This is a genomic window from Paenarthrobacter sp. TE3676 (genome assembly GCF_056279165.1).
The window spans coordinates 691,660-716,845 of record NZ_JBWBQU010000002.1; the positions used below are offsets into that span (position 1 = coordinate 691,660).

The window sequence follows — 25,186 nt, forward strand, 5'->3', positions numbered from 1 at the left end:
CTCAGGCCTCCTTGTTTTCAGTGGGGTACACCTTGGAGTAGTAGGTGTCGTCTTCGTCCGACGCCTGGTCGACGCCTCCCGTGTAGCCAGCCGGGGAAAGGTTGACCAAGCCCGGTGCGAGGCCCGCCAAGGTCTCAGCGATTCCCGGGTCAGCGGCGAGCGCTTTGATCCAGTGGTCACGCCGTGCCGGGGGGATCCGGCCATCGTTCACTGCGGAGTCGACAATGGCTTCCCGCTCTGCGGCGAGCTGCTGGTTGCGGGCTTCGCGACCCTCGGCAGCCGCGGCTTGGAGATCTGCGTACTGGGCTTCGTCCAGTACGACGGTTCCTGCTGCTGCGGTTGGTGCAGCGGTGTCCTGCTCTGCGAGGACCTCGTCAACGGCTGCCAGCAAGGCGTCGTCGTCCAGGTTTGCTTCGGCGGAGATGCCGAGCCGCTCACGGAGCCCCTTTTTCAGTGCATCCGACATGGTGTCGGTTCCTTCCTCTTGGGGGTGGGTGGTGTCCTTCGGCTCGGCCGGAGGCATTGTGGAGGTCTTATCGACCAGGTTGGTTAGTTTCTGGAGAGCCTGGCCACTTGCGAGGCTCAGACGTTCCTTGCGGGAGTGGTTTGTGGGGACCATCGGCCGCGGCGCGTCGCGTCGGCCGGCATGGGCGAAGATCGACAAATCGAACTTGGCGGTTGAGGCCTCCGCTTCGTCGTCCGCGTCATTTCCCTTGCGGGTAACAACGCGGTCGGCAAGGCCAGCAGCAACGGCCTCCTCTGCGGTGTACCAGGTCTCTGCGTGCATAGCGGTGCGCCACTCTTCAGTGGTGCCCCCTGCGCGTTCTGCGTAGACGCTAGCGATCGTTTCGGAAAGCTGGTTGAGGACCTTGGCGGTTTCTTCCATGTCCGCGGCGTTACCCCAGCACACGGCTGAGGCGTCGTGGATCATCATTTCCGCACCGAAGCCCATGACCACTTCGTCGGCAGCTTGGACGATGAAGGAAGCCGCGGAGGCTGCCAATCCGTCCACCGTGGCGGTCACATGTGCCTTGTGGCGGCGCAGCGCGTTCATGATCGCCGTTCCGTCGAACACTGATCCGCCCGGGGAGTTTACGTAGAGGTTGATGTTCTCGACGTCCAGGGCGGCCAGCTCTGTCACGAACTCGGATGCGTTCACACCCCAGTAGCTGTCAATTACGTCGTAGATGTAGACATCCGCGGCATCTCCGGATTTGGCTTCCATCCGGTACCACTGCTTACCCTCGGTCGCCATCTTCAGTGGTCTGCTCATCTGAGTTCTCCTTGTCATGAGCCGGGCCAGCGGTTTTGGTTTGGTCGCTGTTCTGGCGTTTGTCTGGTTGGCGCGGCCCCTTGGCTTGGCTGTGACTTGGCGGGCCTCTCGCGGGCCGTGCCTGGGTCTGCTGCCGGGAGGCTGTACTGATTCCGGAGGTGGGCCTCCAGCGGGTCATCGAGCGTCAAAGCGCCGGCATCGATCAGACGCGCAATGGATTCAGCTGTTGCGGGGTGCCGTGAACCGATTTCGTCAAAGACGAGTTTCGGCGCTGGTTCGTCGGGCCCCCAGTTGAGGTCCACCAGATCCTCGATAACGTGCTGGTTCGTGACGTCCGCGATCTGCATGGCAACCGTCTGGAGTGACAGTGTAAAGAAGTCCGCGAACGTTGATCCCAGAGCCCATGAGCCGGTTTCCGTGCCGAGGTTCAGGAAGTGAGCGAGAACCGCGCGCGCCATCTGCTCGTCGTAGTAACGAATCGGCTTATCAGCGTCCGGAAGGTCGCCTTCGACGCCTTTCATGTCGAGCTTGGCGCCGTCGGGGATTGACGCTCCGGAATTGTCCCCTGAGCGCAGACCCTTGGCTATCTTCAGGCCGGCCTTGATTTCTTCGTTCTGACGTTTGACGTATTCGGCTTCAGCAAGACCGTCGGGGAGCTTCGAAGCTGTGTAGACAGGAACGCCCATGCCATTTCGGTCCAGAGTTTGCGCTTGGACACGCAACGCCCGGTCTTTGAGCAGCCAGTACTTATAAGCGGGCCGTATGACCGACTGACCCAGCCAGTTGCCGCCCTCTCGGTCATTGACGTAAGCCACCAGGTTGTTCACGGCAATTCTTGGGTCTTTGGTGCCTGCCTTTGCGGAGAACTGCTCGATGGCCACAAGCCCGCCATCCGATGCGACGTCTATCTTGCTGATCGTGCGAGGCGGGCGCCATTCCAGCTTCCGCAAGCGCGCCTTTCCGCCCTCAATCCGATAGACCTGCTCGAAGAACGAGTGCCCGAACGGGAGCATGGTCAGCGCCAGACGCAGATGCTCAGCCCAGGAGAACCTGTTGCGGGTTCGGAGGATGGAACGGCCGGAATCTCCCACGATTTGCAAGCCCATGTCATCAGCGACTTGCTGGGTGACTTCGTCCCGAGCCCCGTTGGGATCGATCCGGTACGTTGTCCTCCGGATAGGCAGTGTGATGGCCCGGAGGGTGGAAACAACCTGGGCGTCCTGCCGGCGCATGCAATCGTAGACCCGCACGTTTTTAGGCCACTGAAGCTCTGGTGTTTCCTCTTCGTCAGGTGCGGCCCACCACGGAGAAGTGTTCACCGCGTAACCCTTAGCGGATTCCGGAACTGCCATGCGGTGCTCCTCTCATTTCAGAAGCCCATGAGGGCGACGTCGTCACTTGCGTAGTCGGTATCGGCGGTTTGTAGCGCCTCGGGAGAATGAGCTGCCGGAGGTGGTGCAATCTCGCGGCGGCCCATCAGCCACTTGGCAGCTGTAAATGCCATCAAGGGCGCTACCTCGGCCGGTGAGGCCCGGTGGTCGGGAATGGAAGCCCCGCCACTGAACACCTTCACCACTGCGGTCGCCGCTGCCGTGTCCAGCACCGGCTGAGGGTTGTGGAAAACGGTCACGTCACGAACGGAGTCGAAGACATCGGCCCACCCATTGGTCAGGTCACTGCCTGACCATTCGATAACCGGGATGCTGAACTCTCGGTCAGCAGCCAAGCTCTCCATCAGCGGCGAAATCGGGGCACCTTTTGATTGGCCGGCTACAGCTTTGATCCGGCCCCGCCGCTTTTCGTCCATCAGGTAGCCCTTGACCCAATCCGAGCCATGGCGTGCCGCCACAATCTCGATTTGGGCCTTGCCGTCAGCCCTGAAGCCGCCGAAGGCTACATATGTCATCGACCGGTCGTGGGACTGGTCAACACCGGCCCAGACTTCTGAGCCTGGGACTATCCGGTGCTCTTCTGCGACGAATCGAGTGCCGTCTTCGAGTATCAGGACGGGATTCTTGCCTTTATCCCAAGTGCCTGGCGGAAATGGGCCAAGGAGCGTGCCTTCAGACCACTGGCAGAGCACCTCCGTGCGGAAAACCCACTCAGGGTCGGTCTTGCATGCAGCGGCGATGGTCCGTTCCGTGAATCCGGGGTTCCAGTTCAGCGACGGGTTAGCTTGCGCCCAACCTTGACGGTCGCGTTTGTCACAACCTGGAGGAGCGGACCATTCTCCGAGGAAAAGAGTGTCTTCATCCTGTTCAAAGTCGGCCAGCTCGTCGTCGTCAAGCTCTTCGTCGTCCTCAGTGAGGTCCGCGACGTCCAATGCGGTTGGGCCTGAGGCCCCGATCTCTTCGCAAATCCCGTCAGGATCTCCGATGGCTTCGTGCGCCATCTTGCGGAGGTACTTGAGGACGATTGACGTCATGTCGCCGGCGTTGGAAAGCGCCAAAATCAACGCCTCGGCCTGCGCCATGGTCGTTTTGGTGATCGCTCCCCAGGCTTCCCAGTTCTGGTGCTCGCGCAACTCGTCAAGCATGATCAGATTTCCGGTGAAACCACGTCCGGCCCGACGGTTTGCAGCTTTCACCTTGTACCTGCTGCCGGCCTTCAGCTCAAGGGCTTTCTTGCCGTTGACTTTGACGACGCGTTTGAGGAGTTTGGAGAGTTCCTCATCCTCTTCCACGAGATCGACGGCGCCCTGCCATACTTCTTCTGCCGTTTCGAGGTCCTGGGCGGTACCCATGACCAGTGGCCAGCCCCAAACGATCATGAACCAGAGGGCGAGGACCTGTGAAAGGGTGCTCTTGCCGTTCTGGCGGGCGATCAGGACCACTGCGGTCCTGAACCTCAGCGACCCGTCGGGGAGCAGCTCCAGCATGCGGCAGAGCAGGACCTTCTGCCACGGGTAAAGGTCGAGCCCCAAGACATCGCGTGCGAAGTCAATGACGTCGTAGCCGAGCGTTGTCTCCGGAGTGAGGGCCCGGAGGGGCGGCGTGCAGATCCGAGGTTCCGCGTAGCCGAATATCTTCTTCCGCTTAGCTCCGGACTGATCAGGTTCTGCGACATGGCAAACCGAGCGGTAGTGGTCGCCCGGGTCGACCGCGTTGGGACCACTAACTGGCGCGGCGTGCCCTGGCGCGAGCTTGGAAGTCTGAGACACCCGCTACCCCCGGCTTTCCCTCTTCTGCCGGTTTTTCGTCCTCGGCAGGCTGAGGGGCTGCGACTCCGACGCCAGATGGAAGAGACGCAGGAGTTATTTGCAGCTCAGAGCATGCCTTGAGGTAATTCGGCACTGTGGTGGTCATGGCCTTCTGAAGGGCTTCCATGCTGTCGCGCTGGGCCTCATCGATCATCCAAGCAAGGGTCTTTACAGCCGCCACGGGGCCAGCGAAGCGAGCCCCCTCAAGGTGCTTCGCTGCTGCGATGGTGAGCGCCGTCGCGTCAGCCATGTAGCCGCGCTTCCTTGCTGGCTTCACGAGTGGGGCGAAGCGGTCACCCCATGCCCGGATCTGTTCAGCGGTGGACCGCTCGACGGCGAGCGCCGGGTGAGGGATGACGCGGCCTCGGGGGTCGGTGACCACCATGCCTTCGTCTTCGATGCGCTTTCGTGCTTCGCGGAGTCTCGCCATGAGGGTGCAGAAGGTCTCCAGTGCAGAGCGGTCCACGTTTCCCACCAGGTCGTTGCTGGCGACGATTTCCCGCCATACATCCGCTACAGGCTCCGGAAGGTGGTCAGGAGGGTCGATGTGATTCTCAGCTGAGGTCATAGTTTCAACTCCCCGAGTTTCATCGAGCCGCATTGGAGGGGCTTTGTGGTGAGCGTGCCGGCGGCGAGTGATTCGAGCGTGCGGGCTTGAACAGTCGGCCACTCGTTCGCGCTCTTCGGTCGGAGGCGTGCCACGAGGTCTGAGAGCTGCCTGCGGGACTTCCTCCAGTCGATCAGGAGAGCGACATCCGCGACGCACATCTGCGGATAGTCGGCAAGGACGTCCCGAACGGCCGGCTCAGCCTCGTCAATTGCAGAGGGCCGGTAGTAGCCATCGCGAGCGCCCGGCCGGATTGCCCGGCGGACGGCATTCCGAGAGGCTCCGTGCTCCCTCGCGATACTCCGGATGGAGTTGCCCTCGTCCCGCTGTTCCCGGATAGCTGGACGGTCGTGCATGTCAGGGGAAGCTGATGATGGCCGGCTCTTCGCTGGTGTCAACTAAAGGAGCGAGTTGCAGTTTCTCCTCCTGGCCGACAGCGGCGGAAACGTACAAACGGTCAAATGACGCGCCACGGCTTCCCTGGCTGCGGACGGAGGTGAACCTCAGAACACCTCCGGAGCGGAAGTCGATGCCCTGACGGCCGTTCACCCGGGAGATTCGAGTAACTTGACTCTCGTCCAGGACCTCCACGAATTCATTGAACCAAGTTTGAGCCTCCTGGGTTTTCGTTTCGATGATGGCCACGCGCCTACCAGCCTCAGCAAATGCGAGCGCTTCCTGTATCCAGGCATGTCGTTTTTTGGGTGCGGCCGCTGCCATCTCATCGGAGACGGCAGCAGAGAATTCGTCCAAACGGCGCTTCAGTTCATCCTCGTCTACGCGGACCCTAGCCGTGATGGTCACGTGGCCGGCGGTGTGAGTGTTCTCAGTGACGACGGGAAGTTCGATTTCGCCGATGTCGTGTGGCTCTCCGGTGCCGATCCTGGCGGAAATGACGATTGTGAGATTTCCGATCTTGGCCATGATTCGATCACGCCTTTCAGGTATTATGATGGGTCCGTTTTCCCCGCCAATTCAACGATTTCGGGGGCAAATTCGTCGGGGAAATTCCCGGGGGGAGAGGGAGGAGCAGGCGGGGAGTGTCCGGCGATTCGCCTTGCTGGATTTTTTCGAGGCCCGCACGGTCACCAGTCTTCGGAAGTGACGCCCATACCGAGGTCCTCGCCCGTACCGGCGGCCTTGTTGCAGTCCAAGTGCGCGGGCTTCCAGTTGCTCGGTTCCCACGTCAGTTGCGGGTACAGCTTGCGGGACTTCACATGCTGCACACTGCACGACTGCTTATGCGGATACGACAGTGAGTAATCGATGCTCTGCTTACAGATGCAGCAGACTGCGTTGCGTCGTCGGCCCTCGGCCTTGACCTTGGCCAGCGCTTCACCTGCTCGCCTGCCTGACCACGAGGGGATGCTCAGTCCGTTCACATCAGTCTCACCACCTTTGGCTGGACATGACAAAGGCCCCGACGGTTATCCGTCGAGGCCTTCACTCAAAGCTGTAGGGACAGCTATCCCCTCGTTTTGAGGGTACTACATTCAGCGCCACAATCTCACATTGACGTTCTGCTCCGCGCCCGCATGTCTTCGAACACCTTCAGCACATCCCCTGGGTAGTAGATCTTCCGGTCTTTGCCAGTACTGCTGACGTGGTCCAGAACGTAGCGGAGCTTCCCGCGGCTTACCCAGTTCTCAATGTCCTTCTTGGTAATGATGGCCTTCGCCTTTGCCCGAAGCAGCTGCCGCACTCCTGACGGTGGCATCGGCTCCCCTCTGACTTTCTGCCTCAGCTTGTCCATGATGTCGGTGACGTTGTGGACCGTGTTGCATTCAGGGCACTTGACCGAGACATCGTCAGGATGGGCTACGAGTCGCCCTACGCATGGCTTGGTTTGAGGGGCTCCTTCCTCAGCATCCATTGCCTCTTCGAGTGTCAGCTCAATAGGCTCCTCGCACTGTCCGTAGACGCGGGTGTCTTCCGGCCCCCATACCAAATCTCGTGCCCTCTTGACCCAATCCCGCGCCATCCACAGAACCTCTCCGGCTTTCGGATTCTCCGCCGCCGTTTCGTAAGCACGATCAGGCAGCTGGTGAAGCCAAGCCCGGAGCAGGTAGGCGTCCACGTTCATCGCCGGGCGGGACTTCGCCACACCTCCACCGCCACCGCCACCGCCACCGCTTGCGCCCGGGCTCCTGGTTACTGCTGTCTGATCGATGGCACCGCCGATGAAGTTCAGGAGCGGCCCAACGTCCTGGAGCAGCGAGTCCAGCTCCACGATGCAATCAGTGCAGAGGTACAGCGAGGTCAGCTGACCGCAGTCCTCTGTCGTGCAGGTGGTCATTTGTCCCCTCTCAGTTCTCGCTGGATACGCCCACTCCGCAGATCTTCGGGACGCCACACGTCAGCATCGAGGCCGGCCAATTTCATGATCTTCAAGCAGATGACCTGGGCAGGACGCACCCGGCCCGTTGCAGTCTTCAGCTCCCGGAACAGGACGCGCCGCCTGGACAAACTGCCAAGGACGAGATCCGGGAAGCCAGCCTGCGAACGCCGGCTATCTGGGTTGTGATAGCGAAGCTCATAGCCAAAGTACTGGGCGAGTTCCAGGACAGACTCTTGGAGCTGATCTTCTGATGGTGAGTTGTGCGATGAAAGTCGTTTGGTAGGCATGTTCAGTTCCGTCCTCGGTTGCGGGGGCGTCTTCGTCTCTTGGTTTGGTTCTTGGGTTTGCCTTGGGTTGAGTGCGGGGCTTCCTGCCCTTCACTGCCCTTACCTGCCAGACCCGTCCCGTCCCTACCCGTCCCGACGAATCCAGATCCGGGAGACCTATGTCCTGGGTCAGGATTTGGTCTGGTGTTGGTCCTGGATCCCGTTGCAGCCGGGTGTGCCGTTGCTGCCGGTTGGTGCTTGGCCTGTGCTGTATGGGCCGGTGTTTCGCTGGACGGGCCGGAGTGAGCCGTTGCCTCGCCTGGTTCCGGAGCGGCCGCTGTGGGCTGCTCTACGGGGTGCGTGTCGTCCGTTGCCTTGATGCTGCTGGCCGGTGTTGCTGCTGGTCGGGTGTAGGTGGGCTCTATCGGTGTGCCGTGCTTGGCGATGAAAGCGGCCGTTGCTGGGCCGATGATCGGCTCTGCCGGAACCTGGAGGGTCTTCCAAGTGCTTTCTGGATCGTTCTGGCGCCGGCCGTTGCATTCGCGGCAGCAGACAACGAGCGTGTCTACTGTCGCAGCCTTGCCCGGATTGACGTGATCGTAGGTGGCTCCTCGGCCCGACTTGGTGTCTCCCCAAGCCACGGACTTGCCGCAGTATCTGCATGCGTCGCCGTCACGGGCTCTTACTCTCCACGTCAGCTCATTGTTCCTGGTGTCCTTCTTTCTCTGGTTGTCCCACTCGCGCTCTGCCTTGAGGATCATGTGGAAGAGGTCATTGTCCTCAACCAGCTTGAAAGCTCTGCGCTCTTCGCCTTCAACGGTGATCGACGTTTCTGTGAGGTAGCCGCAGAACTTCGCCGCCTTGATCAGCTCGTTGTATCTCCCCAGCGAGCCGGCCATGAGCTTGGCTGTGCCGACGCTGATGATGTAATCCTGCTCGTACGCTGCCGCCTGGGTGGCGCAGCGGGCCACGAATCCGAAGCACTCGTTCAGGATCCGGTCATCTGCATCTTCCATCTCCACTGCTGATAGGACGATCGGGTGATTCGCCGCCGCGTCGCCCTGCTTCAGCCATGGCACTGGTTGGACCTTCTTTCGTGGTGATCGCCGGTCTCGGCATGTTGTTTCTATAGCCGCCGTGCAGTACGACGGTCCTTGGTAGAGCCATGCGCTGTAGATGTTCCTTCTGCCAAGGCAGAAGTTCCACGCCCAGCACCTCCTCCGCAAACTGAACGAGGTCATGTGGGTTCCGCTTACTCACGCCGCCTCCTTCTTTACGGCTCGGGGTTGGTGAAGCTGGCAGGGCGCTAGTTCGCCGCAGCCCTGACAGAGCTGCCTGCTCCCGTGGCGCTCGTTCCAGGTAGAGATCGTGCGCGCATCGCGGTGGAGCGGTTCGCGCATTGCGGTTCGTTGGACTGCTGCGGTGAGGCCGGCTACGAAGTCGAGCGTCAGCGGTTCGGGTTCCAGCTCCGGCGCTCGGTTCTTAGTTCGGAGGAGGTTTCCGCTCTTGACCATGAGGCCCCAGCCGTCGGGAAGTTCGCCCGGCTTGATGATCTTGGCGTCCGGCACGACGAGCCACCAGCGGTGGCAAAATCGTTTGATCCGCTCTGCCTTGGACGGGTCTCGCAGTTCCGTCAGCCAGTCGGAGCGGGACACCTTGACCTCGTGGCCGTGGATGGCCTGGCTGCTGGCGTACTTATCGATGGCAATGAAGTCCGCGATGCTCAGTGGTTCCCAAACGCATTGGGATGACCGAACATGCTCAGCCCTGACCCAACGGTCTGCGATTGTCCCTTGGCGCTCTGTGTTGTATCGAGCCAGGAGGAGATCCAGCATTGTTCGTTCAGTCTGATTTTCTGCGCTCATTTACCTCTCCTGTTCTTGTTCCTGGGCCGGTGCACGCGCACCGGCGAATACCGTTCGAATTCTCTGGGTAGGTGTAGCCGTTGCAAGACGGCCACCGGTTATCAGGGTCGCCATGGTGGTGGCCGCAATCAGCACACAGCTTCATGGGCTTGCCTCACCTACTGACCCTCTCCTCGTGCCTTGCGAACGATCGTCCTGATACGGGCCGCCACTCCCTGCTGCGGCGTCGGATTAGGCGGTCCCGGAGGCTTGTGGCCGTCTGCGTTTGAGATGATCTCTTCGCAATGAGCCTCCACAGCGTCCAGGGCTTCCTCAAGCTTCGCTACTTCATCAGGCACGGGCGAGTGCTCCGTTAGAGCACTCCTCCACTCTTGGCCGTACACCTTGTTTGCGTACGACTGCCGCTGGATCTGGAAATCGACAGGCAGCCCGGTCATCTCCTTGGCCAGCGCCGCGAAGGCAAGTGTCAGACCCGCGAACTTTGGATCCACATAGTTCAGTCGGGCCTTCCCGAACATTGCGTCGTACTCGTCGTCGGGGAGGATCAACCTCACATCGATGTCACGCCAATCTTTCGATTTGAGCGAGGACCCCACATGGTAAGGCGTATGCCCGAATACCTGCTCCACAATGACGCCGAATTTGTTCAGCCAGATTCCTTGGGGCATTCCAGTGCTCATGCCGCCACCCAGCCTTCCGGCTCGGCACTGTAGTCGTCCACGTTCTCGTAGTCGCGGTAGAGCATAGGCTGGTCCCCACAGCGGGGGCAGCATGCGCTGAATTTCAGGGTCTCACCGTCAAGGAACACCAGCGGCGTCTTGTGGGGCAGGATCGTTTCACACTTGGAGCACGTCGGGCTGACGTAGCCGCCATCGAATCGGTATTCCCAGTACGCCGCGGGGTTGCAAAACATGCAGGGGATCTCTCCTCCGCAGTTGCTGTCAGCGTCGAAAAGCATGCCCTCTTCGCAGTAGGTATCCGGATACCATGCTCCGAACTCGGACCATTCGAACATGCCAAGCGGATGGTTGCTTTGTGGCTCGCTCATGCCGTGTCACCACCCAGTGCCTGGGTGATCGCGTGGCGGAACGCGTCAAGTGCTGCATTGGCTGAGTTGGCGTAGTTTGCGTATCGCGCCGCCGCTTCGGGATCACGGTCAGGGCGGCGGTCCAAGACCTGCTGGTTGAGCCGCTCCCATGTTTCCCCGTAGGACTCGGCCCTTCCCGCCATGGCGCGTTCGGCGGCTTCTATGGCTGCGATGAGCTTGGCCTGATCCGTGGGGGCAGCAGTAAAGAACTGGGCGAGAGGTTCGCGATGCTCTTCGTTCTCGCCGTCATTGCAGGCGATGCTGGCTATGCTCTGCCCTTCTGCACAGATGTACCAGTGGTCACCGCCTCGGACGCCGGTTCCGACTGCCTGCCAAGGAACAGGTGCTGCGCCGGTGGCTGCGGCGAGTCGGTCTTTCAGGGGCTGCAACAAATCAGTGATGTCAGGCATTGGTGGCCGCCCGCGCTGTGTCACGGTCGATCTTCTCAACCCACGCCGTGGCGACGGCCGCGCACTGGATCAATTCGGCACGTAGCTTCTCCGGGTCATCCTCAGCCAGAGCTTCGAAGACTTCCTCAAGGAAGATGTCAGCGTAGGTGAGAGTGCCTTCCTTGGCATGGTTGTCAGTGGCGCTCTTGGCTTGGAAAGCGAGGCCGAAGGCAAAATGCCTGTTCACGATCGCGTTTGCCGGGCCGCGAACGATCTCAGCCATGGGCGTGGTCTTCTCACCGGTGCCGTTTGGGTGGTTCTGCTCGCCCCATTTGGCGTGCTGGCGAAGTCGCTCACACAAGATCTCCTCGGTGATGCGGTAGATGGGTGTCGCGTCCAGGTTTGCGCTCATCGGTTCGTTTCCTTCTCTGTGAGGATGGTTTGGAGTTGTTCGGGCGGGAGGTTCCGCAGCTTCCGGTCGAGGATGGGCGTCTGCGATTCGGCCGGCGGGGGTTCGTCGGCTGCCGCTGTCACTGTTCGTCCTCGTCGTAGTGGGGAAGCTCCGCGAACCGGCACAGAATGTGCTCAATGTCTTCGGCGCGGTCCGCTGAGATCGGACTGTAGCCAGGCAAGCCCCAATCGAGACGGCCGCGAGCGTAGGTGGCGACCTGGGCCGCATGCCAGAACTCGGCCGCCAGTTCCACTCCCGTGAGGCGCTTACTCTGCGATAGTGCTGCTTCCTTGATCCGATCCACCTGCCATTCCACAGATGCCCGGAAGCTACCAACTGCCTGAGAAAACGGCGTGCCTCCTCGCGGCACTTCTGGCGGGAACGTCGGAATGGGTGGGTGAATGGTGAGTTCCATGGGTCGGCTCATGCAGTCGCCGCCAGATTCCACAGGCCAAGCTGCCCGATCTCAGGGAACGGGCACGCGAGCGGCCTCGGGTTCGCTAGTTCCCAGTGGTAGAAACCGGGACGGGCCCACTCCGAGCAGTAACCGTCTGCGGTTCGGCATTCAGTGGAGTAGTGGCAGCCCACGACTTCCACCGTGCCGAGCACGTGACCCTTCAGGTGGAGGTGGTTCTTGACCGTCTGCGGCGCCGCGGCTCGCGCCTGGCGGAACGTCTCGTTCTCGTACCCGGCCTCGTCGTCCCGCTTCGCAGCGTGGATGTAGAGAGTTCCACGGTGGTTGATGGACTGCGATCGGTTCTCGACGTCCTTGCCTGCATGGAGGATCGACCATGCCCAGGGGTTCTTTACCGTGACAGCTTTTAGGGTGGGTGCTTCGGCGTCGTTCATGAGCAATCACACTCGCCCTGGCCGTTGAGCGCCTTCTTGCAGGCACTACAGGTGTTGAGCTTCGCTGGACGGCTGAGGAGCTGGGCCCACATAGCGTCTTCTTCCGCCTGGGCTATGGGCTTGTGGCAGCCGTGTTCGTCGATGACGGAGGGGAGGCGCCCCATAACTGCGGCCTCCAGCTCCTGATCGGTGGCATCACCAATGGGTTCGCCGCAGCCGTCGCAGCAGCGCTTGACGGTCATGGTGCGCTTCCCGTTGACCACCCTGTCCGCGGTGTTGGGCCGTGTCACGATGCCTCCTCCACTGGTTCGGTGCATTCTTCGCACTCGCTCTCCTTGCCCTCGATGCGGTGGACGCGGGTCCAAGTGACACCTTCAACCGCTTCGTCGTGATCGTGGCTGTCAGGCTCCGGGCCGCACTGGTATGGCTTGATCAGCCCGGGGTCCACGCCGTAGTGCACGGCTCGCTGGTAGATCCACTCTCCGCTTTCGTCCATGCGGCTCTCGGCCCAAGCCCATGCTTCCTGGCCGCTGAGACCTTGGTGCATCGCGTCGGCCATAAGTGCAATGTGGCAGGCATCGATCATCTGCAATGTGCGGGCGCGTCTCTGTTCCTTGGCGAGTTCGGTGTCGCCATCGAACCAGCTTGTTCCCCACACCTGGAATCCGATGGCCCGGGCATACAGGTAAGGCACTTCTACTTCCAGGGGGCGCACTTCGAACTCTTCGCCAAGTGGGTAGAGTTCGTGGGCGTAGCGGCGCTTAGTCCGGCGTTTGGCGTCCTCGGCGGTCATCTTCTGGCCTCTCGTGGCTGGTGGGTGGGGTGGTCTCGGCGTTCTTCGGCGCGGAGTGCGAACCATGCGGCGGACTCGCTCACCCGGGCGAGGTCCAGCTCGTCGTCGGTTTGCTGGAGGCGGCGGGAGTCGAGCGTGGTGTCTTTGCCGTCCAGGTCGTCCGCGACGATGGCGTACAGGAGGTTCCGACGTCGGGTCCTGAGCGCGTCCACGATTTGTGATGCTTCGTCGTAGCGTCCGCGGTAGACGTTGAGCTTTTGCTCCGCGAATGATGGGCGGCTGCTCATTTGGCCATCCCGTTCAGGCGTGTGCCAGCCTTGCGGTGCTGGTGGATTATGAGCTGGCCGTAGTCGAATGCTTCCCGGGCGGTGTCGTGCCAGGGATTCTCGACTGGGTGCATGACGTCTGGTTCGTCCCAGAGCGTGAGCTTCCAGCGACCGCTGGCGCTTGGCCGGACTCCAGCACGCGGGTAGCGGCGGTCAGGGTTCCCGTCGAACGGTGCCGAGGCTTTGAATCCCAGCATGGCGTCCACGTGGTCCAGGACCTTCGTCTTGGACTTGTGAGTCCGGTTGCTCACCAAGAAGGTATCCAGAGTTGCCGGCCGGAAACCGCATGCGCAGACCGGCTCGTTGTCAGCATTTCGTTTGAGGAAGTGGCTAGGCGTCGTCATCGTCGGAGCCCTCCGCGAGAGCTGCCTTCTGGGCGGCGAAGTACTGGATGGCCTCCAGTTCTGCTTCGGTCCACTTGTAGCCGTAGGAGTGTTCCAGGGACTCGCGCCAAGGCCCAGTGGACATGTAGCCGGTATCGCGGCCCCAAGAGGCGAGGTCCGTGAGCAGCTCTTCTTTGTTCCCGCCGTGACGCACCAGGTGGTTGAGAACGATGAGCTGGTCAGTGGAAAGCTTGGCGATGCCGTCAACGACCTCCTGCTCGTCGATCTCCTCGTGCTCTTCAATGCCGAGCCAGAAACTGACGGAGCCAAGGTCGAGCTGTTCGGCCATGTCCAGCGCGAGCTGGTGCACGACGTCGGCAGATGGCTTCTTCAGACTGCCTTTGAGGAACGCCTCACGGACAGGAGCAGCAAGCTCCAAGCCTCGGATGATCTCGCCACGGCGCACGTCGGCGGCGATCTCCTCGGCCGTCTTCTCGGGCGGCGTCCAAGGCGTATGGGGCACGCGCTTCCTGGCCCACGTGATCTTAGGGAAGTCCGGGTGGAGGATGGCGATTAGATCACCGGCCACAGCTTCGGCCACGGTCGCTTCCGCGTACGTCGGTGAAAGTTCCTTCCACTCCCACTGGGGACCCTCGGGGCGGTCGGCAACCTCGACTCCCGCTCCTTGCAGCTCAGCTGTCAGGCGCGGAAGGTTCTCCTTCCAAGCGCGTACTTCCTTCTCGGCGGCGAGCCGTACCTCCCAGTCATTTGGCTTGTCCGCCACCTGTAGCAGCCGCGCCTCTGCCTTCTCATCGTCAGCGAAAGCGAGGAGCTCCAGAGCCTGATCAATGTTCAGGGTCGCGTCTTCGATCTTGGTCTGAGCTGCCTCTGACAGCTTCGTTATTTTCGACCTGGTACGGACGTACTTTTCACCACGGCTCAGGGACTTGGCCACAGCCTTGACGTTCATGCCCTCGCAGTCCAGAAGGGACTGCACGCCGCGGGCCGCGTCCATCTCCGTGAAGTTCTCGCGGTGGGTGTTCGCCACAATCATGAAAGCGATCTGCTTCGCCTTCGTGTCGAGGTCATTCCGGATCTTGCAGGCGAGATCTGCGACGTTGCCCAGCCGGGCCGCGGCTTTTCTTCTGTGGCCCTCCAGCAGCATGAATTTGCCAGCGTCCACGCCTTCGGTGATCGGGACTACGTGGCAGTCGTCGGTGTTGCCGTCCTTGCCGAGGCTGTTCGCCAGTTCAACAAGGTCCTGGTCGGAACCGAGATCAGAACGGGGATTGTCGGGGTTGTCGATAAGGTCATCGACGGCGATTCTTCTTGTTTCGATGGTGGTCATGATTGTCCTTCGCAAGGTTCGGTAAGTGCTTGCTCCGCCAGGGCAAGGGTCAGCGCGGCCTGTAGCCGGCTGATAGCTGCATCGAGTTCGCCATCCTGCAACGCCGAAAGGGCGCGGGTGGTCGTACGTTCGATGCGGAGAAGGCGCAACGCAGCGTCATCACGGACTACTGGGTTGCCAAGCCACTCTTGTTCGGTGGCTGCTTCCTGCCTCTGGCGGTGGACGTTCTCCTGGTCCTTCTGAGTAAGGACCGGGACAGCGTCCGCTGTCTGGGGTAACGGGGCGGCGCCGGGGCGGGCGCCTGGTGGTCTATCTGTCATCGGCACCCCCAATCGCCGGCCATCATCTTCTACGCCCGGGCTGCGGGCCCGACTCGAGAACGAAACCACCAGCACCGGTCAGCATGATCAGCAGACCAGCGAGGTAAGCGCCGTTGATATTGGGGCTGGTCATGAGGATCAGCGCTGCGCCCAGGACCACAAGGGGACCGTAAAGGCAGGCGCGGCGGCGATACAGGCCGACCCGCGCCGTCGGGCGCCTCACAGTTCCAACCCAAGCTGGATAGCCTTACGGGCCGACTCCCGGTGCTCGTGCTCCGAGAACTTCCCCCGATCAACACCGTTTACAACGATCGTGTTCGTTGAAAGGTCGATCTCGATCGCCTGGGGCAGCGGCCACTTGCGACGGGCATAAGCGGTCATCTGCTGCTTGAACTCCGCAGTGCTGCGGTAGTGCAAATCGCAGGTGTCCTGGAAAGGCCGGTGTCCGATGGGATGAACGACCGCGAACGACTTCTTCCTGGCCTTCATCTTCTGCCACCGTTCAAACCAAAGATGCGCTCCACGTTGGACTGGATCTGCTCTACCGAAACAAGCCTCGGACTGGTTGAGGCAACGAGATGCGGTCCCGGCTTCGGCGCGGTCCCCACCAGCGTGGGACCACTCCACTCAAAGTGGACTATGTTGCTGCCCTCTTCATCCGGAGTGGAGGCAGCTGCCGCCGGCACATCGGGGGATTCGACGGCAGCTGCCGGATCAGAGGACTGCCCCCCGGCAGCCTCATTGGAGGAATCGGCTACGGCGCGGCGATAGCGATCCGTTGATACCTCCACGTCTGAAACAAAGTTGTTTGCCTTCGCGACCACATCAGCGAGCGCATCGCTGATTTGCGGGAGGGCGTGCTCAATGTTGCCCAGGCGGTCGAAGTGCTTCGCAGTCTTGAGTGCACCAATGAGGTGCTCAGCATCCTGAATAGCGAGGGTCAGCAGCTTGTGCCGGCGTCCCTGTTCGGTCGGGATGATCTTGGACGGGAAGGAGTCCGTTTCCATCTGCCGATCGACGGCTTGAAAGTAGGAGTTACGGGGCAGGAGGTCGGGTTTTTTGTTCGACACGTCTACCACCCCAAGCCCTTGGCGATTGCAAAGAATGCAAGGGCGCCTATCGCGGGGCATCCCACGGTTACGAATGCTTCCCACGAGGCACGCGCCAGCTTTCGGCGCATCGTTCTTGGCCGTTTTGCGAGGGTGCTCATGCTGCACCTGCTGACGTTCTGTTGTCGATGAACGCTTGGAGATCGTCAGCGCGGACGCGGATCTTTTGGCGCACGTTCGTGGCCAGCTCCACGACTCGCAACTCCCCCGCAGTGATCCTGTCTTGGACGTAGTGCTTGGAGACGCCGAGAACTGCCGCTGCGTCAACGACGCTCAGGAGCGCGGTGACACCTCTTTCGGCGGCTTTGGACTCGGACGGTCCGGGGAACATTGATACGCTTCCCATTGGAGATTCCTTTCGTGATGGATTGGGTTTTCGACTCAGGCCCTCAGCTGTTGCATCAGCTGAGGGCTTTCTCATGTGGTCTTTGGGTCCGGCGCGGCAGCAGCGGGGGAAGGTGCTGCCGCGCCGGATAGGGGTTCCCCGTCTGTAGGATTCGGGTTGTCACACACCGCACCATCTGGTGCACCTACAGAAGGGGAAGATTCATGGCCCAGGTCATCATCAACGGGGATTGGTACACCGTTGACGGCATTACTCGCCAGCAGCTTGCGAAGGACATCGACGACGTTCTCAGCAGCGACCAGACTGCGACGTACCACGGCGCGACTCTGGAGGGTGAGGAGCGTGATGTTCTCGGCACGTTGATCGTCGGGAAGTCCCAGACCGCCTTCGTCATCAACAACGACCGCCGCTCCTAGGAGGTCTTTGAGGAACCGGGTCAGCTTGTCCACCACGATGAGTGTGGCCCGGTCCTCACAACCGACCTCCCTATACAGATGCCATCCGCCGATGACCTCGTTTACTTCAGCCAGGGCGTGTGCCCGGGCAGGTTTCATGGCGAGACTGATCGGGTGCCGCTTGCGGATGATCGCTGCGGCAAGCTCCGTCGCATCTACTTCGGGCGCTCCAACAATGTTGATGGTCACCGCTCCCGCACCGGTGTCAGCCTTCGGCTCCAGCTCCTCTTGGTTCTCAAACTGGTTCATGCCGACATCCTTCGGTGGTGCGTTCCGGACCCGCTCCGGCGAGACCCATGGGGATTAGAAATGTTGATATTCGAACTTGCAACTCCTGGCACAACTTCAAACTCTTCAGCCTCGAAGAGTTCCTCCCAGGGCACTTCGAGCCATGCGCCGATTGCGACGCCGAGGGGAGACGTGCACGTCTTCTCAACGCCGGTCTCCAAGTAACTGATCATCTGCTGAGAGCATCCAACCAGGGCGGCTAGTTGAGCCTGGGAGAACCTGCGCTGCTTGCGCCAGCGCCGGATTCGGTCAGCGTCCTTGACCCTCATCCACGTCCCCTTCTTCGACTGCGCCCTGCGGCGCCTGAATGTTGATACCGACATTTCTACTCCCTTGTTGTGGCGATTACAAGCTTAGTCTGACCATATTGCAGCTACTTGTCAATCTCACAAGGGGTTTTCCCTTACTCCCGTCTGTAAAGTAGGGCTGTCTACTTGTAATGGTTCCGTCATCAGCAGGTTTCACAAGGTGATGTCGAAAAGGGAGAGTCGTTGTCGTGAAGCAACCTGAAAGCCTGAAGGAACTCGTGGAGCTGGCCATCCAGCGTCACGACGCGTCTGGCTTGGCTCTGTCGCAGATGGCCCAAGGGGCCGGCTACACGGTGACCTACACGACGATCAACCAGATTCGCCAAGGCACTTATAAGTCGATCCCCAGGGAGCCGACACTGCGTGCCCTAGCCTGGCTGGCCGGAGTGGATGATTCGGTTGCATTCACGGCCGCGGGGCAACCTGCCCCCGGTCCACCGTTTGCCGAGGAACTCCCACCAGGAGTCGATAATCTTTCGCCGAAGTCGCGAAAGATCATGATCGACCTGGCACGGGTCCTCGTGGACTTGGAGAAGGCCGAAGATGCCAGTAACACCGCAGACCACGAACAGCCAACCGACATCCGGGATGCCGGCAAACGCCGTAACCCTCGCTCTGGACAGAAGACCAACCTAGCGTCTCTCCTGTCAGACCATGACGCTCCTGCTGATGGCAATATTCCATTGCCGGACAACTGGCAGGACCTTGCCGCGTACACCGGCCCCACGAGCCATAAAGACCGCGAGCGCAAATGGGATGGCATAGGGGAAGAGTCGCAGGACTCTGACACTGACAATTAGTACCGGCCGATCTAACGGCCACGAGATATGGGGGACCAATGAAGACGAAAACAGTTCCAGTGTCAAAGCTGGATCTTGACCTCAGCAACCCGCGGCTGGCCCGCGTGATGACGGATCAGCCGTCGGCCCTCGCTGAAATGCTGGCAGTCGAAGGGGACTCCATCCTCAAACTGGCTTCGGACATCGCCAGGCGCGGTCAGCTGAATCCTGTCGAGCCCATGATCGTCGTCGAGGAGGGCGGGCGGTTCATCGTTCTAGAAGGTAATCGTCGGCTCTGCGCTCTTCGCCTAATGGACCGGCCCAGGCTAGCGCCTGAAGAAGATCGGTCGAAGTATGAGCGGCTGAATAAGATCCGGGTCGCGGCCATCAAATCTGCATCTGTTGCTGTCGCAGCCGATCGCGACCAAGCGGATGACTGGATAGAGATGAAGCACAGTCAAGCCAGCGGCCGCGGCATCAAGAGCTGGGGCGCGAGGCAGAAAGAGAATTTCCGAGCTAGGCGCACTGGCAACATCAGTAATCTTGAGCGAATCATCAGCGCCATGGAGGCATGGTACGGAGACGACCGGCAGCTCATGGAACAACTGGATGCCGTAGTGCACGGCAACCAATACACCAACCTCGATCGCATTCTGGACGCGAAAGAGACCAAAGAGAAGCTCGGCCTGGAGATCTCTGACGGGCAGGTCATCGCTTTCTACGACCCCTTGGACCTCAAGCCATTCTTCTCCGGACTGGTCGAAAAGTTGGCTACGCCACTGGCGGTGGGTCAGACGCCTTGGTCACGCGTCTGGAACACTACAGACCATCGAAATAAGTGGCTTGACGGACCCGAGTCTTCCGCCCCAAGCAAAGAACTCAGGAAAGACAAGCCCGTAGCTCAGCACGCACCCACCCAGGGGCGGCCCGGAGCAAGACCACCGGCTCCCGAGGGCAGCAGCACGACAAACGGTGCATCCAGAGCTCCGCGCGATCCCTTTGCTGGTCCGAAATTGAGATTCAGCAGCGTCAAGGTTCATGACGGCTATTCGAATTCCGTCAGGAAGCTCGTTGCCGAACTTGGGAGAATTAACGTTGACGATGCGCCCAACATCACTATCGACGCCATTCGCACCCTGGTCGAGAAGACAGTCAAGTCGTATGCCCACCTTCAGGGCGAGAAGATTCCAACCCACCGCAACTTCGTGGGCTACGGCGATTGCCTGAAATGGCTGTCCGGGCATGTGCAACTCCAAGATGACCTGAAGAGATTTCAGGGCACTGTCCAGCAAATGAGCGTTGGCAAGGATAAGAGCTGGACGCTTTCTGCCGATGCGTTGAATGCCGCGAACCACAACGAGTGGGCTGTCTTCACCCCCGCAGAGGTCAAGAATATTTGGGGAACCATCCACGATCTCCTGAAGGCTCTGTTGGAACGCGGAGACACAGGCAGCAACGCGGTGGCCACCAACACGAAACCCTGAAAGAATCACTAGCATGAGGTACATCTCCCCACTCCGATACCCCGGCGGGAAAGCTCGACTGGCGCCATATTTTCGGCGACTCATCGACGCGCAGCCTTCCCGACCACGGCAATACGCGGAACCATTTGCCGGAGGTGCCGGAGCCGCCCTTGCCCTCTTAACGCAAGGACATGTCGATCGGATCCACATCAACGACATCAACCCTGGCATAGGTGCATTCTGGGAAGGTGTGTTCAACGACACGGAGCGCTTCGCCCGAGCCATTGAAACAGCAGAAGTCTCGCTAGAGAAATGGCACGAATGGCGTCAGATTTACGCCGCCGGTGAAGACGCAGACCGATTCGATCTCGGATTCGCGACGTTCTTCCTGAACCGTGCGAACCGATCAGGCATCCTGGAAGCTCGACCGATTGGCGGGCTGGACCAAACAGGAACGTGGAAAATCGATGCCAGGTTTAATAAGACAGCTCTAGCAGAACGGGTTCGCTTCCTCGGCCAATACTCCAACGCCGTAACCATCCACCAAAAGGATGCTCTAGCGTTCCTTAACGACCTTGAACCCCTCGGGAATGACACTTTCGTCTACGTGGATCCCCCTTACATCGAAGAGGGAGAACGGCTGTACCTCCACGCCTTCGGCGCATCACACGGCAGTCTCTCCGCGCACCTCGCCGCAACAAGCCTTCCCTGGGTCCTAACCTACGACGTGCACAAAGACATTCGGCAGACGCTCTACTCCGAACTGCGATGCGCGATCTTCGAGATCTCTCACACGGCTCAAAAACAGCATGTCGGCAGTGAATACATGCTGTTCAGCCCCGATTTAGCGGTTCCTGATCTTCGAGTCACTCCGAATCGCACAGGAAGATTCCTTCCTACTCTTGCCGCTGACGCTGTCTAGCCAACAGCATCCTTCCAGGCCAGACTGTCGTACCGCCACGATATGTTCTCGGGGTGTTTCATCCTTGGAGGGCTCTTAGAACGCTGGCGCACGTACGGCTTTCGTGGATCGTCATGCCCGACGGGGCTCCTGGGCGTACCAACGGTATCGACACAATCTGGCTCGATAAGGCCCTCGACCAGGTTGAACGCCGGTGCGCAATCACCCATGAACTGATCCACTTGGAGCGTAAGCATCTCGGCTGTCAGCCGCCAGCTATCGAAGCCGAGGTTTGCGCAGAGACAGCCCGACGCCTCGTCCGCATTGAGCACCTGACAGCAGGTTTGGCCTGGTCACGCTCCTTCGGGGAGCTGGCCGATGAACTCTGGGTCACGCCGGAGGTCCTCCAGGACCGATTCAAGAGCCTCACCGAGGCTGAATGGTCGATCCTCCTGGGCGTCGAACTACAGCAGCACTGACAATCAAGCACGCGAGCGCCTCCGGCCTCGCCTGCACATACTCGCATCATGGAGGGGAAGCCATGTCCGAACCAGAGAAGCCTAAGAAGAAGAGGCGGCCAAAAGGTGACGGCGCTGAAGCGTACCAGCAAGCGGATGGCCGCTGGCGGGCAGAGGTAGACCTCGGCATCGGCGCCAACGGCAAGAGGCGCCGACGCTCGGTCTACGGTGCCAACAGGGCAGAAGCCAACAGGGCGTTACGTGATGCCGTCCGCCAGAAGGAAGACGGCGTCCTCTCAGCCTCCCGTCCGCCCACCTTGCAGGTATGGCTGGATCACTGGCTGACAACCATCGCCCCCACCTCCGGACGGGTGCGTCCGCGAACTATGGTGGGCTACCGCTCCTATATCCGCGTCTGGGTTGAGGACAAGCCACTTGGCAAGGTTCGCTTGGACAAGCTCAAGCCTGAGCATTTCGAGCTGGCCTATGCCGGCATGCGCGAGCTGGGCAAATCGGAGAGCACCATCGCGCAGCTGCACCGCATTCTGCACAGGGCCCTAAAGATCGCCGTCCAACGGCAGCGGATAGCGACAAACCCCACCGACCGGATGGACGGCCCACAAGCAGCAGCGTTCGAACCTCAGATCCTCACCACGGCCGATGCCAAGAAGCTGGTGCGCGCCGCGGTGACTGACCAGGAGAACGGCGCACGGTGGTTGGTGTCCCTGGCCATGGGACCGCGGCAGGGCGAAGTGTTGGGCCTCGCGTGGGACAAGATGGATCTGGACGGCGGCAAGCTGAGCATCCACCGCGAGCTGTTCCGGCTGCCGTGGGAACACGGGTGCCCAGGCGCGACAGAGAAGAAGCCGAGCTGCGGAGGTAAGCGCGGAGCGGACTGCCCCAAGCGTCACGGCGGCGGCCTGTACCTGGGCGAGCCGAAGTCTAAGGCCGGCAAGCGTGATGTCCCGCTCCCCGATGACCTGGTGAAGGCCTTCCGTGTGCACCGTCGTGAGCAGTTGCGGATCCGGGCCGAGGAAGGCGACCGCTGGGCGCCGTTCACCTCGGCCAACGGTGAGACGGTGGATCTTGTCTTCAGCCAACGCAACGGCAAAGCCCTTGACGCCCGCAAAGACCATGCGGCATGGAAAGACTTCCTGACGGAGAACGGTGTCGATGAGGTGCGCGTCCACGACTCCCGCCACACGGCCGCGACGGTCCTGCTGCTCATGGGCGTGCCCGGGCGTGTGGTCATGGACATCATGGGCTGGTCTCAGATGTCGATGCTCACCCGCTACCAGCACGTCTTGGACGAAATGAAGGTGGACGCGGCCCGAAAGGTCGGCAACGCCCTCTGGGCAGCGGACCCGGAACCGGAACCTGAGCCCGAACCAGCAGCCCCCTCCCCCGTGGTCGATATGGCCGCGTTCCGGAAGCGCCGCAGCGGATAGGCCCTCAAATAGGCCCTCAAGCCCCTATGGCCGGGCACATAAAAAATCCCCCGGAACCGTGTGGTTCCGGGGGATTCGGAGGGTGGGCCCTGTGGGGATCGAACCCACGACCCACGGATTAAAAGTCCGATGCTCTACCAACTGAGCTAAAGGCCCCTCCAGCTGTAGAAACAGCCATGAATACTGTACCCCAACGTCAAGGCCGTTGCGGAACTCAAGGCGGCATGCGCCGTCGTCACCTGCTTTGGGAGAAAGTTCGACGGCGGTGCGCGGCGGCTGCGGCGTGCCGGGCCCGGGGCGGCGGCAAAGTAGGTGGTGACGGCACGCCGAGAGCACGACCGGCAGCCCCGGCAACCGTTACTCGACCCCACCAGAGCACAGGAGTACGGTGAACTCATGAGCGAACAGCCAGGATCACGTGCGTACGGCGGAGCGAACAGGCATCACAAACCCAAGCCCTTCGCGCCCATCGATTTCGAGCCGTTCGCGGGCGGGGCAGATCCCGCCCGGGTTTCGGAGGCAGCCCATCTGGCCGCACAGGCGCTGGTGAGACGCGGCCGGGACAGCGATGACCCCAAGGTGACCCACCGCCTGGTGAAGCTGGCTGACGAGCAGGGCCTCGAAGCCATCGCCGAGATGTGGGCCGAGAGCCCTGCGCGTTCCTTGCCCGGCGCTCTTTGGAGGCTCTATGCCCTCCGTGCCGCCACCATCCAGAACCCCGAACGGATCTCCGTCTACTTCAGGGCAGGACGTGACACCGCACAGGTTTCCAACGTGGTGGCCGGCGCAGCAGAGCCGCCGGGAGCCGACGAAATGAAGACCATGGCTGACGCCATTTTGTCCGGCGCTTTCGACGGCGAGTTCGACGTCGCGCTGGAACGCTCCGCCGCGTTCTGCCGCGTGGTGGCACTCGGCCAAGCGACTCTTGCCGACGGCGCGGAACACAGCAACGAGGGCCACGCCAGCAAGCTCACACGTAATTCGCACCAGCTGGTGAAGACTGCCGAAGACCTCGAGCACGCGGCCAATGCGTGGCGCTTGGGAGAGCTCGACTAACCAGGTAAAAGGGCAAAACGTACCCACGTCGGGCCCGGACTGTCAATGTTGACTTAGCCCGCCTGACGGTGAAAACTAAAACTGGTGTCGAACCGCGAAACCCCCGGGCTTCAACTTACAGCCGCTTCGAGCGGCCTACCGCCGAGAGGCGTATCCGGTTCGGCACCATTTTTATGCCCAAACGCAGCTTTGCCCGGGCTTGCACTGTGGCAGACCCGGGCAAACGCGCTGAAAACTACTTCAGCGTGACCGTGGTTTCGGCCTTTTCCTTCTTGTCGTGGTCCAGCTTGCCGTCTGCTGCAGCAGGAGTCATGGTCGCCTCGATCTCGGTTTCCTTGCCCGCGGTGTAGGCAAAGTTCTCCGCAATATTGAAGGACTCGCCCGGCTTCAGCACGAACGGGGCCTCTTCCTTGAGCTTGGTGCCGGAACTGCTGAGCCCGTGCTTCTTATACCCGTCGCTACTGGAGTCCGAAGGCATTCCGCCCATGTACTTCCAGTCCGTGTACTTCGCGCTGGGAGTAATCAGCGAGTGGCTCAGGGGAATGTCCGCGGACGAGGTGTTGGTGACCACGTAGTTCAGGTAAACCACCGGATCGCCCTTCTTGAGCAGGTTTTCCTTGGTTTCCTTGTCCACGAACATGCTGTCCTTGGACGCGACATCGGTAGCCACCTGGTAGATGTCCACGCTGAAGCTATCGCCCTTGAGGCTGCCCAGCTTGTCCCCTGCTTCCGAAATGGGCAGCGCCCAGGCCGCTACCTTGTAAGAACCCGAGGAGGTGCCGGCGCCTTCGGACGAAGTCGAGGCCAACGGGGAAGCAGACGCTGAAGGCGAGTTGGACGCAGACGAGGACGACGACGATTCGGGACCAGCCGTCGTCGGGCCCGCCGTTGCTCCGCCGCAGGCGGTCAGGGCCAGCAGGCCGGCAGCGGCGAGGCCCGTGATTTTCACTACATTGTTGAATCGCATAGTTCCCCCATTGAGTGGATTAATTAAGTGCTTACCCAGTGTTGCACGGTTACGGAGGCTCAGCGATGGGGACTACTCCCCGTCACGGTGTCCTGCCCTTCACCGACGCCGTGGCAGTGCCGGTAAAGTTGGGAGCGAAACGGGCGGCGTCAAGTCAAACCACCCGTGCCCATC

Annotated in this window: 37 protein-coding genes and 1 tRNA gene; 6 read left to right on the forward strand and 32 right to left on the reverse strand. The window is 61.0% G+C overall.

All coding sequences use genetic code 11. The features are described from left to right. Position 1: 1 nt before the first annotated feature. The 30 genes from ACZ881_RS07230 to ACZ881_RS07375 all read right to left on the reverse strand — a co-directional run bounded on the left by ACZ881_RS07230 (position 2) and on the right by ACZ881_RS07375 (position 17,955). Entirely contained in the window at positions 2-1,273 is a 1,272-nt protein-coding gene (locus ACZ881_RS07230; protein WP_476113697.1) for a head maturation protease, ClpP-related, read from the reverse strand. 14 nt (positions 1,274-1,287) lie between these two features. Continuing rightward, positions 1,288-2,625 (reverse strand): phage portal protein family protein, encoded by a 1,338-nt coding sequence (locus ACZ881_RS07235; protein ID WP_476113700.1) that lies wholly within the window; start codon positions 2,623-2,625, stop codon positions 1,288-1,290. Between the two features lie 17 nt (positions 2,626-2,642). Beyond that, positions 2,643-4,433, reverse strand: a complete 1,791-nt coding sequence (locus ACZ881_RS07240) for a terminase large subunit domain-containing protein (protein WP_476113703.1) — start codon at positions 4,431-4,433, stop codon at positions 2,643-2,645. Next, the gene (locus ACZ881_RS07245) at positions 4,387-5,040 is read right to left on the reverse strand and encodes a P27 family phage terminase small subunit (RefSeq protein WP_476113706.1); all 654 of its coding nucleotides are present in this window, start codon (positions 5,038-5,040) and stop codon (positions 4,387-4,389) included. Before ACZ881_RS07245 ends, ACZ881_RS07240 begins: the two co-directional genes overlap by 47 nt. Beyond that, positions 5,037-5,435 carry a hypothetical protein gene (locus ACZ881_RS07250; protein ID WP_476113708.1) on the reverse strand — a complete coding sequence of 133 codons (399 nt, stop codon included), beginning with the start codon at positions 5,433-5,435 and terminating at the stop codon, positions 5,037-5,039. The genes ACZ881_RS07245 and ACZ881_RS07250 overlap by 4 nt, the downstream gene beginning before the upstream one ends. 1 nt (position 5,436) lies before the next feature. Beyond that, positions 5,437-6,003 carry a hypothetical protein gene (locus ACZ881_RS07255; RefSeq protein ID WP_476113711.1) on the reverse strand — a complete coding sequence of 189 codons (567 nt, stop codon included), beginning with the start codon at positions 6,001-6,003 and terminating at the stop codon, positions 5,437-5,439. Between the two features lie 161 nt (positions 6,004-6,164). Beyond that, entirely contained in the window at positions 6,165-6,461 is a 297-nt protein-coding gene (locus tag ACZ881_RS07260) for a hypothetical protein (protein ID WP_476113714.1), read from the reverse strand. Positions 6,462-6,586: 125 nt separating this feature from the next. Then, complete coding sequence (locus ACZ881_RS07265; protein ID WP_476113717.1) at positions 6,587-7,375, reverse strand: hypothetical protein; 789 nt, start codon at positions 7,373-7,375, stop codon at positions 6,587-6,589. After that, positions 7,372-7,704 carry a VRR-NUC domain-containing protein gene (locus tag ACZ881_RS07270; RefSeq protein WP_476113720.1) on the reverse strand — a complete coding sequence of 111 codons (333 nt, stop codon included), beginning with the start codon at positions 7,702-7,704 and terminating at the stop codon, positions 7,372-7,374. Before ACZ881_RS07270 ends, ACZ881_RS07265 begins: the two co-directional genes overlap by 4 nt. A gap of 2 nt (positions 7,705-7,706) precedes the next feature. Next, complete coding sequence (locus ACZ881_RS07275; protein ID WP_476113723.1) at positions 7,707-8,762, reverse strand: HNH endonuclease; 1,056 nt, start codon at positions 8,760-8,762, stop codon at positions 7,707-7,709. Between the two features lie 177 nt (positions 8,763-8,939). Further along, complete coding sequence (locus ACZ881_RS07280; RefSeq protein ID WP_476113726.1) at positions 8,940-9,548, reverse strand: hypothetical protein; 609 nt, start codon at positions 9,546-9,548, stop codon at positions 8,940-8,942. A gap of 158 nt (positions 9,549-9,706) precedes the next feature. Then, entirely contained in the window at positions 9,707-10,228 is a 522-nt protein-coding gene (locus tag ACZ881_RS07285) for a hypothetical protein (RefSeq protein WP_476113730.1), read from the reverse strand. Beyond that, the gene (locus ACZ881_RS07290; protein WP_476113731.1) at positions 10,225-10,596 is read right to left on the reverse strand and encodes a hypothetical protein; all 372 of its coding nucleotides are present in this window, start codon (positions 10,594-10,596) and stop codon (positions 10,225-10,227) included. The genes ACZ881_RS07285 and ACZ881_RS07290 overlap by 4 nt, the downstream gene beginning before the upstream one ends. Further along, a complete protein-coding gene (locus ACZ881_RS07295) occupies positions 10,593-11,045 on the reverse strand; it encodes a hypothetical protein (RefSeq protein WP_476113734.1) in 453 nt (150 codons plus the stop codon). The genes ACZ881_RS07290 and ACZ881_RS07295 overlap by 4 nt, the downstream gene beginning before the upstream one ends. Further along, a complete protein-coding gene (locus tag ACZ881_RS07300) occupies positions 11,038-11,436 on the reverse strand; it encodes a hypothetical protein (protein WP_476113736.1) in 399 nt (132 codons plus the stop codon). Before ACZ881_RS07300 ends, ACZ881_RS07295 begins: the two co-directional genes overlap by 8 nt. Next, positions 11,433-11,558 carry a hypothetical protein gene (locus ACZ881_RS07305; RefSeq protein WP_476113739.1) on the reverse strand — a complete coding sequence of 42 codons (126 nt, stop codon included), beginning with the start codon at positions 11,556-11,558 and terminating at the stop codon, positions 11,433-11,435. The genes ACZ881_RS07300 and ACZ881_RS07305 overlap by 4 nt, the downstream gene beginning before the upstream one ends. Next, complete coding sequence (locus ACZ881_RS07310) at positions 11,555-11,791, reverse strand: hypothetical protein (protein ID WP_476113741.1); 237 nt, start codon at positions 11,789-11,791, stop codon at positions 11,555-11,557. The genes ACZ881_RS07305 and ACZ881_RS07310 overlap by 4 nt, the downstream gene beginning before the upstream one ends. 107 nt (positions 11,792-11,898) lie before the next feature. After that, positions 11,899-12,324, reverse strand: coding sequence for an ASCH domain-containing protein (locus tag ACZ881_RS07315; RefSeq protein ID WP_476113744.1), 426 nt, complete (start codon positions 12,322-12,324; stop codon positions 11,899-11,901). Continuing rightward, positions 12,321-12,614, reverse strand: a complete 294-nt coding sequence (locus tag ACZ881_RS07320) for a hypothetical protein (protein WP_476113746.1) — start codon at positions 12,612-12,614, stop codon at positions 12,321-12,323. Before ACZ881_RS07320 ends, ACZ881_RS07315 begins: the two co-directional genes overlap by 4 nt. Then, positions 12,611-13,117 carry a hypothetical protein gene (locus ACZ881_RS07325; protein WP_476113750.1) on the reverse strand — a complete coding sequence of 169 codons (507 nt, stop codon included), beginning with the start codon at positions 13,115-13,117 and terminating at the stop codon, positions 12,611-12,613. The genes ACZ881_RS07320 and ACZ881_RS07325 overlap by 4 nt, the downstream gene beginning before the upstream one ends. Further along, on the reverse strand, positions 13,114-13,404 hold the full coding sequence (locus ACZ881_RS07330; protein ID WP_476113753.1) for a hypothetical protein: 291 nt from the start codon (positions 13,402-13,404) through the stop codon (positions 13,114-13,116). Before ACZ881_RS07330 ends, ACZ881_RS07325 begins: the two co-directional genes overlap by 4 nt. After that, the gene (locus ACZ881_RS07335) at positions 13,401-13,694 is read right to left on the reverse strand and encodes a hypothetical protein (RefSeq protein WP_476113755.1); all 294 of its coding nucleotides are present in this window, start codon (positions 13,692-13,694) and stop codon (positions 13,401-13,403) included. The genes ACZ881_RS07330 and ACZ881_RS07335 overlap by 4 nt, the downstream gene beginning before the upstream one ends. Positions 13,695-13,773: 79 nt before the next feature. Next, positions 13,774-15,114, reverse strand: a complete 1,341-nt coding sequence (locus tag ACZ881_RS07340) for a ParB/RepB/Spo0J family partition protein (protein ID WP_476113757.1) — start codon at positions 15,112-15,114, stop codon at positions 13,774-13,776. Next, on the reverse strand, positions 15,111-15,434 hold the full coding sequence (locus tag ACZ881_RS07345) for a hypothetical protein (RefSeq protein ID WP_476113759.1): 324 nt from the start codon (positions 15,432-15,434) through the stop codon (positions 15,111-15,113). The genes ACZ881_RS07340 and ACZ881_RS07345 overlap by 4 nt, the downstream gene beginning before the upstream one ends. 22 nt (positions 15,435-15,456) lie before the next feature. Beyond that, complete coding sequence (locus ACZ881_RS07350) at positions 15,457-15,657, reverse strand: hypothetical protein (protein ID WP_420179659.1); 201 nt, start codon at positions 15,655-15,657, stop codon at positions 15,457-15,459. Continuing rightward, positions 15,654-15,923 (reverse strand): hypothetical protein, encoded by a 270-nt coding sequence (locus ACZ881_RS07355; protein ID WP_476113762.1) that lies wholly within the window; start codon positions 15,921-15,923, stop codon positions 15,654-15,656. Before ACZ881_RS07355 ends, ACZ881_RS07350 begins: the two co-directional genes overlap by 4 nt. Next, positions 15,920-16,504 (reverse strand): hypothetical protein, encoded by a 585-nt coding sequence (locus ACZ881_RS07360; RefSeq protein WP_476113765.1) that lies wholly within the window; start codon positions 16,502-16,504, stop codon positions 15,920-15,922. The genes ACZ881_RS07355 and ACZ881_RS07360 overlap by 4 nt, the downstream gene beginning before the upstream one ends. A gap of 136 nt (positions 16,505-16,640) precedes the next feature. Further along, complete coding sequence (locus tag ACZ881_RS07365; protein ID WP_476113767.1) at positions 16,641-16,889, reverse strand: helix-turn-helix domain-containing protein; 249 nt, start codon at positions 16,887-16,889, stop codon at positions 16,641-16,643. A 71-nt stretch (positions 16,890-16,960) separates the two neighbouring features. Further along, positions 16,961-17,593 (reverse strand): hypothetical protein, encoded by a 633-nt coding sequence (locus ACZ881_RS07370; RefSeq protein ID WP_476113770.1) that lies wholly within the window; start codon positions 17,591-17,593, stop codon positions 16,961-16,963. Further along, positions 17,590-17,955, reverse strand: coding sequence for a helix-turn-helix domain-containing protein (locus tag ACZ881_RS07375; RefSeq protein ID WP_476113772.1), 366 nt, complete (start codon positions 17,953-17,955; stop codon positions 17,590-17,592). Before ACZ881_RS07375 ends, ACZ881_RS07370 begins: the two co-directional genes overlap by 4 nt. Before the next feature lie 173 nt (positions 17,956-18,128). Between ACZ881_RS07375 and ACZ881_RS07380 the strand changes: the two genes are divergently transcribed. The 5 genes from ACZ881_RS07380 to ACZ881_RS07400 all read left to right on the forward strand — a co-directional run bounded on the left by ACZ881_RS07380 (position 18,129) and on the right by ACZ881_RS07400 (position 22,989). After that, the gene (locus tag ACZ881_RS07380; protein ID WP_476113775.1) at positions 18,129-18,740 is read left to right on the forward strand and encodes a helix-turn-helix domain-containing protein; all 612 of its coding nucleotides are present in this window, start codon (positions 18,129-18,131) and stop codon (positions 18,738-18,740) included. A 107-nt stretch (positions 18,741-18,847) separates the two neighbouring features. Then, positions 18,848-20,203 carry a ParB N-terminal domain-containing protein gene (locus ACZ881_RS07385; protein ID WP_476113778.1) on the forward strand — a complete coding sequence of 452 codons (1,356 nt, stop codon included), beginning with the start codon at positions 18,848-18,850 and terminating at the stop codon, positions 20,201-20,203. A 13-nt stretch (positions 20,204-20,216) separates the two neighbouring features. Beyond that, positions 20,217-21,104, forward strand: a complete 888-nt coding sequence (locus tag ACZ881_RS07390; protein ID WP_476113782.1) for a DNA adenine methylase — start codon at positions 20,217-20,219, stop codon at positions 21,102-21,104. Between the two features lie 113 nt (positions 21,105-21,217). Further along, complete coding sequence (locus ACZ881_RS07395) at positions 21,218-21,562, forward strand: ImmA/IrrE family metallo-endopeptidase (protein ID WP_476113784.1); 345 nt, start codon at positions 21,218-21,220, stop codon at positions 21,560-21,562. Positions 21,563-21,624: 62 nt separating this feature from the next. Next, positions 21,625-22,989 carry a tyrosine-type recombinase/integrase gene (locus tag ACZ881_RS07400; protein WP_476113786.1) on the forward strand — a complete coding sequence of 455 codons (1,365 nt, stop codon included), beginning with the start codon at positions 21,625-21,627 and terminating at the stop codon, positions 22,987-22,989. 83 nt (positions 22,990-23,072) lie between these two features. Here ACZ881_RS07400 and ACZ881_RS07405 read toward each other — a convergent pair. Further along, positions 23,073-23,145, reverse strand: a tRNA-Lys gene (locus ACZ881_RS07405). Between the two features lie 240 nt (positions 23,146-23,385). On the opposite strand from ACZ881_RS07405, the gene ACZ881_RS07410 reads away from it, so the two are divergent. Further along, positions 23,386-24,045, forward strand: a complete 660-nt coding sequence (locus ACZ881_RS07410; protein WP_091464593.1) for a hypothetical protein — start codon at positions 23,386-23,388, stop codon at positions 24,043-24,045. 235 nt (positions 24,046-24,280) lie between these two features. Here the strand turns inward: ACZ881_RS07410 and ACZ881_RS07415 are convergent, their stop codons facing one another. Continuing rightward, positions 24,281-25,012: a hypothetical protein gene (locus ACZ881_RS07415; RefSeq protein ID WP_364307176.1), complete on the reverse strand. Its 732-nt coding sequence runs from the start codon at positions 25,010-25,012 to the stop codon at positions 24,281-24,283. Positions 25,013-25,186: the final 174 nt, after the last annotated feature.

Excerpts from the sequence above, each read along its gene's own strand:
- ACZ881_RS07230 (WP_476113697.1), bottom strand. The coding sequence starts at position 1,273 with ATGAGCAGACCACTGAAGATGGCGACCGAGGGTAAGCAGTGGTACCGG.
- ACZ881_RS07235 (WP_476113700.1), bottom strand. The coding sequence starts at position 2,625 with ATGGCAGTTCCGGAATCCGCTAAGGGTTACGCGGTGAACACTTCTCCG.
- ACZ881_RS07245 (WP_476113706.1), bottom strand. The coding sequence starts at position 5,040 with ATGACCTCAGCTGAGAATCACATCGACCCTCCTGACCACCTTCCGGAG.
- ACZ881_RS07250 (WP_476113708.1), bottom strand. The coding sequence starts at position 5,435 with ATGCACGACCGTCCAGCTATCCGGGAACAGCGGGACGAGGGCAACTCC.
- ACZ881_RS07255 (WP_476113711.1), bottom strand. The coding sequence starts at position 6,003 with ATGGCCAAGATCGGAAATCTCACAATCGTCATTTCCGCCAGGATCGGC.
- ACZ881_RS07265 (WP_476113717.1), bottom strand. The coding sequence starts at position 7,375 with ATGACCACCTGCACGACAGAGGACTGCGGTCAGCTGACCTCGCTGTAC.
- ACZ881_RS07270 (WP_476113720.1), bottom strand. The coding sequence starts at position 7,704 with ATGCCTACCAAACGACTTTCATCGCACAACTCACCATCAGAAGATCAG.
- ACZ881_RS07280 (WP_476113726.1), bottom strand. The coding sequence starts at position 9,548 with ATGAGCGCAGAAAATCAGACTGAACGAACAATGCTGGATCTCCTCCTG.
- ACZ881_RS07285 (WP_476113730.1), bottom strand. The coding sequence starts at position 10,228 with ATGAGCACTGGAATGCCCCAAGGAATCTGGCTGAACAAATTCGGCGTC.
- ACZ881_RS07290 (WP_476113731.1), bottom strand. The coding sequence starts at position 10,596 with ATGAGCGAGCCACAAAGCAACCATCCGCTTGGCATGTTCGAATGGTCC.
- ACZ881_RS07295 (WP_476113734.1), bottom strand. The coding sequence starts at position 11,045 with ATGCCTGACATCACTGATTTGTTGCAGCCCCTGAAAGACCGACTCGCC.
- ACZ881_RS07300 (WP_476113736.1), bottom strand. The coding sequence starts at position 11,436 with ATGAGCGCAAACCTGGACGCGACACCCATCTACCGCATCACCGAGGAG.
- ACZ881_RS07315 (WP_476113744.1), bottom strand. The coding sequence starts at position 12,324 with ATGAACGACGCCGAAGCACCCACCCTAAAAGCTGTCACGGTAAAGAAC.
- ACZ881_RS07325 (WP_476113750.1), bottom strand. The coding sequence starts at position 13,117 with ATGACCGCCGAGGACGCCAAACGCCGGACTAAGCGCCGCTACGCCCAC.
- ACZ881_RS07330 (WP_476113753.1), bottom strand. The coding sequence starts at position 13,404 with ATGAGCAGCCGCCCATCATTCGCGGAGCAAAAGCTCAACGTCTACCGC.
- ACZ881_RS07340 (WP_476113757.1), bottom strand. The coding sequence starts at position 15,114 with ATGACCACCATCGAAACAAGAAGAATCGCCGTCGATGACCTTATCGAC.
- ACZ881_RS07345 (WP_476113759.1), bottom strand. The coding sequence starts at position 15,434 with ATGACAGATAGACCACCAGGCGCCCGCCCCGGCGCCGCCCCGTTACCC.
- ACZ881_RS07355 (WP_476113762.1), bottom strand. The coding sequence starts at position 15,923 with ATGAAGGCCAGGAAGAAGTCGTTCGCGGTCGTTCATCCCATCGGACAC.
- ACZ881_RS07365 (WP_476113767.1), bottom strand. The coding sequence starts at position 16,889 with ATGGGAAGCGTATCAATGTTCCCCGGACCGTCCGAGTCCAAAGCCGCC.
- ACZ881_RS07370 (WP_476113770.1), bottom strand. The coding sequence starts at position 17,593 with ATGAACCAGTTTGAGAACCAAGAGGAGCTGGAGCCGAAGGCTGACACC.
- ACZ881_RS07375 (WP_476113772.1), bottom strand. The coding sequence starts at position 17,955 with ATGTCGGTATCAACATTCAGGCGCCGCAGGGCGCAGTCGAAGAAGGGG.
- ACZ881_RS07385 (WP_476113778.1), top strand. The coding sequence starts at position 18,848 with ATGACGGATCAGCCGTCGGCCCTCGCTGAAATGCTGGCAGTCGAAGGG.
- ACZ881_RS07390 (WP_476113782.1), top strand. The coding sequence starts at position 20,217 with ATGAGGTACATCTCCCCACTCCGATACCCCGGCGGGAAAGCTCGACTG.
- ACZ881_RS07395 (WP_476113784.1), top strand. The coding sequence starts at position 21,218 with ATGCCCGACGGGGCTCCTGGGCGTACCAACGGTATCGACACAATCTGG.
- ACZ881_RS07400 (WP_476113786.1), top strand. The coding sequence starts at position 21,625 with ATGTCCGAACCAGAGAAGCCTAAGAAGAAGAGGCGGCCAAAAGGTGAC.
- ACZ881_RS07410 (WP_091464593.1), top strand. The coding sequence starts at position 23,386 with ATGAGCGAACAGCCAGGATCACGTGCGTACGGCGGAGCGAACAGGCAT.
- ACZ881_RS07415 (WP_364307176.1), bottom strand. The coding sequence starts at position 25,012 with ATGCGATTCAACAATGTAGTGAAAATCACGGGCCTCGCCGCTGCCGGC.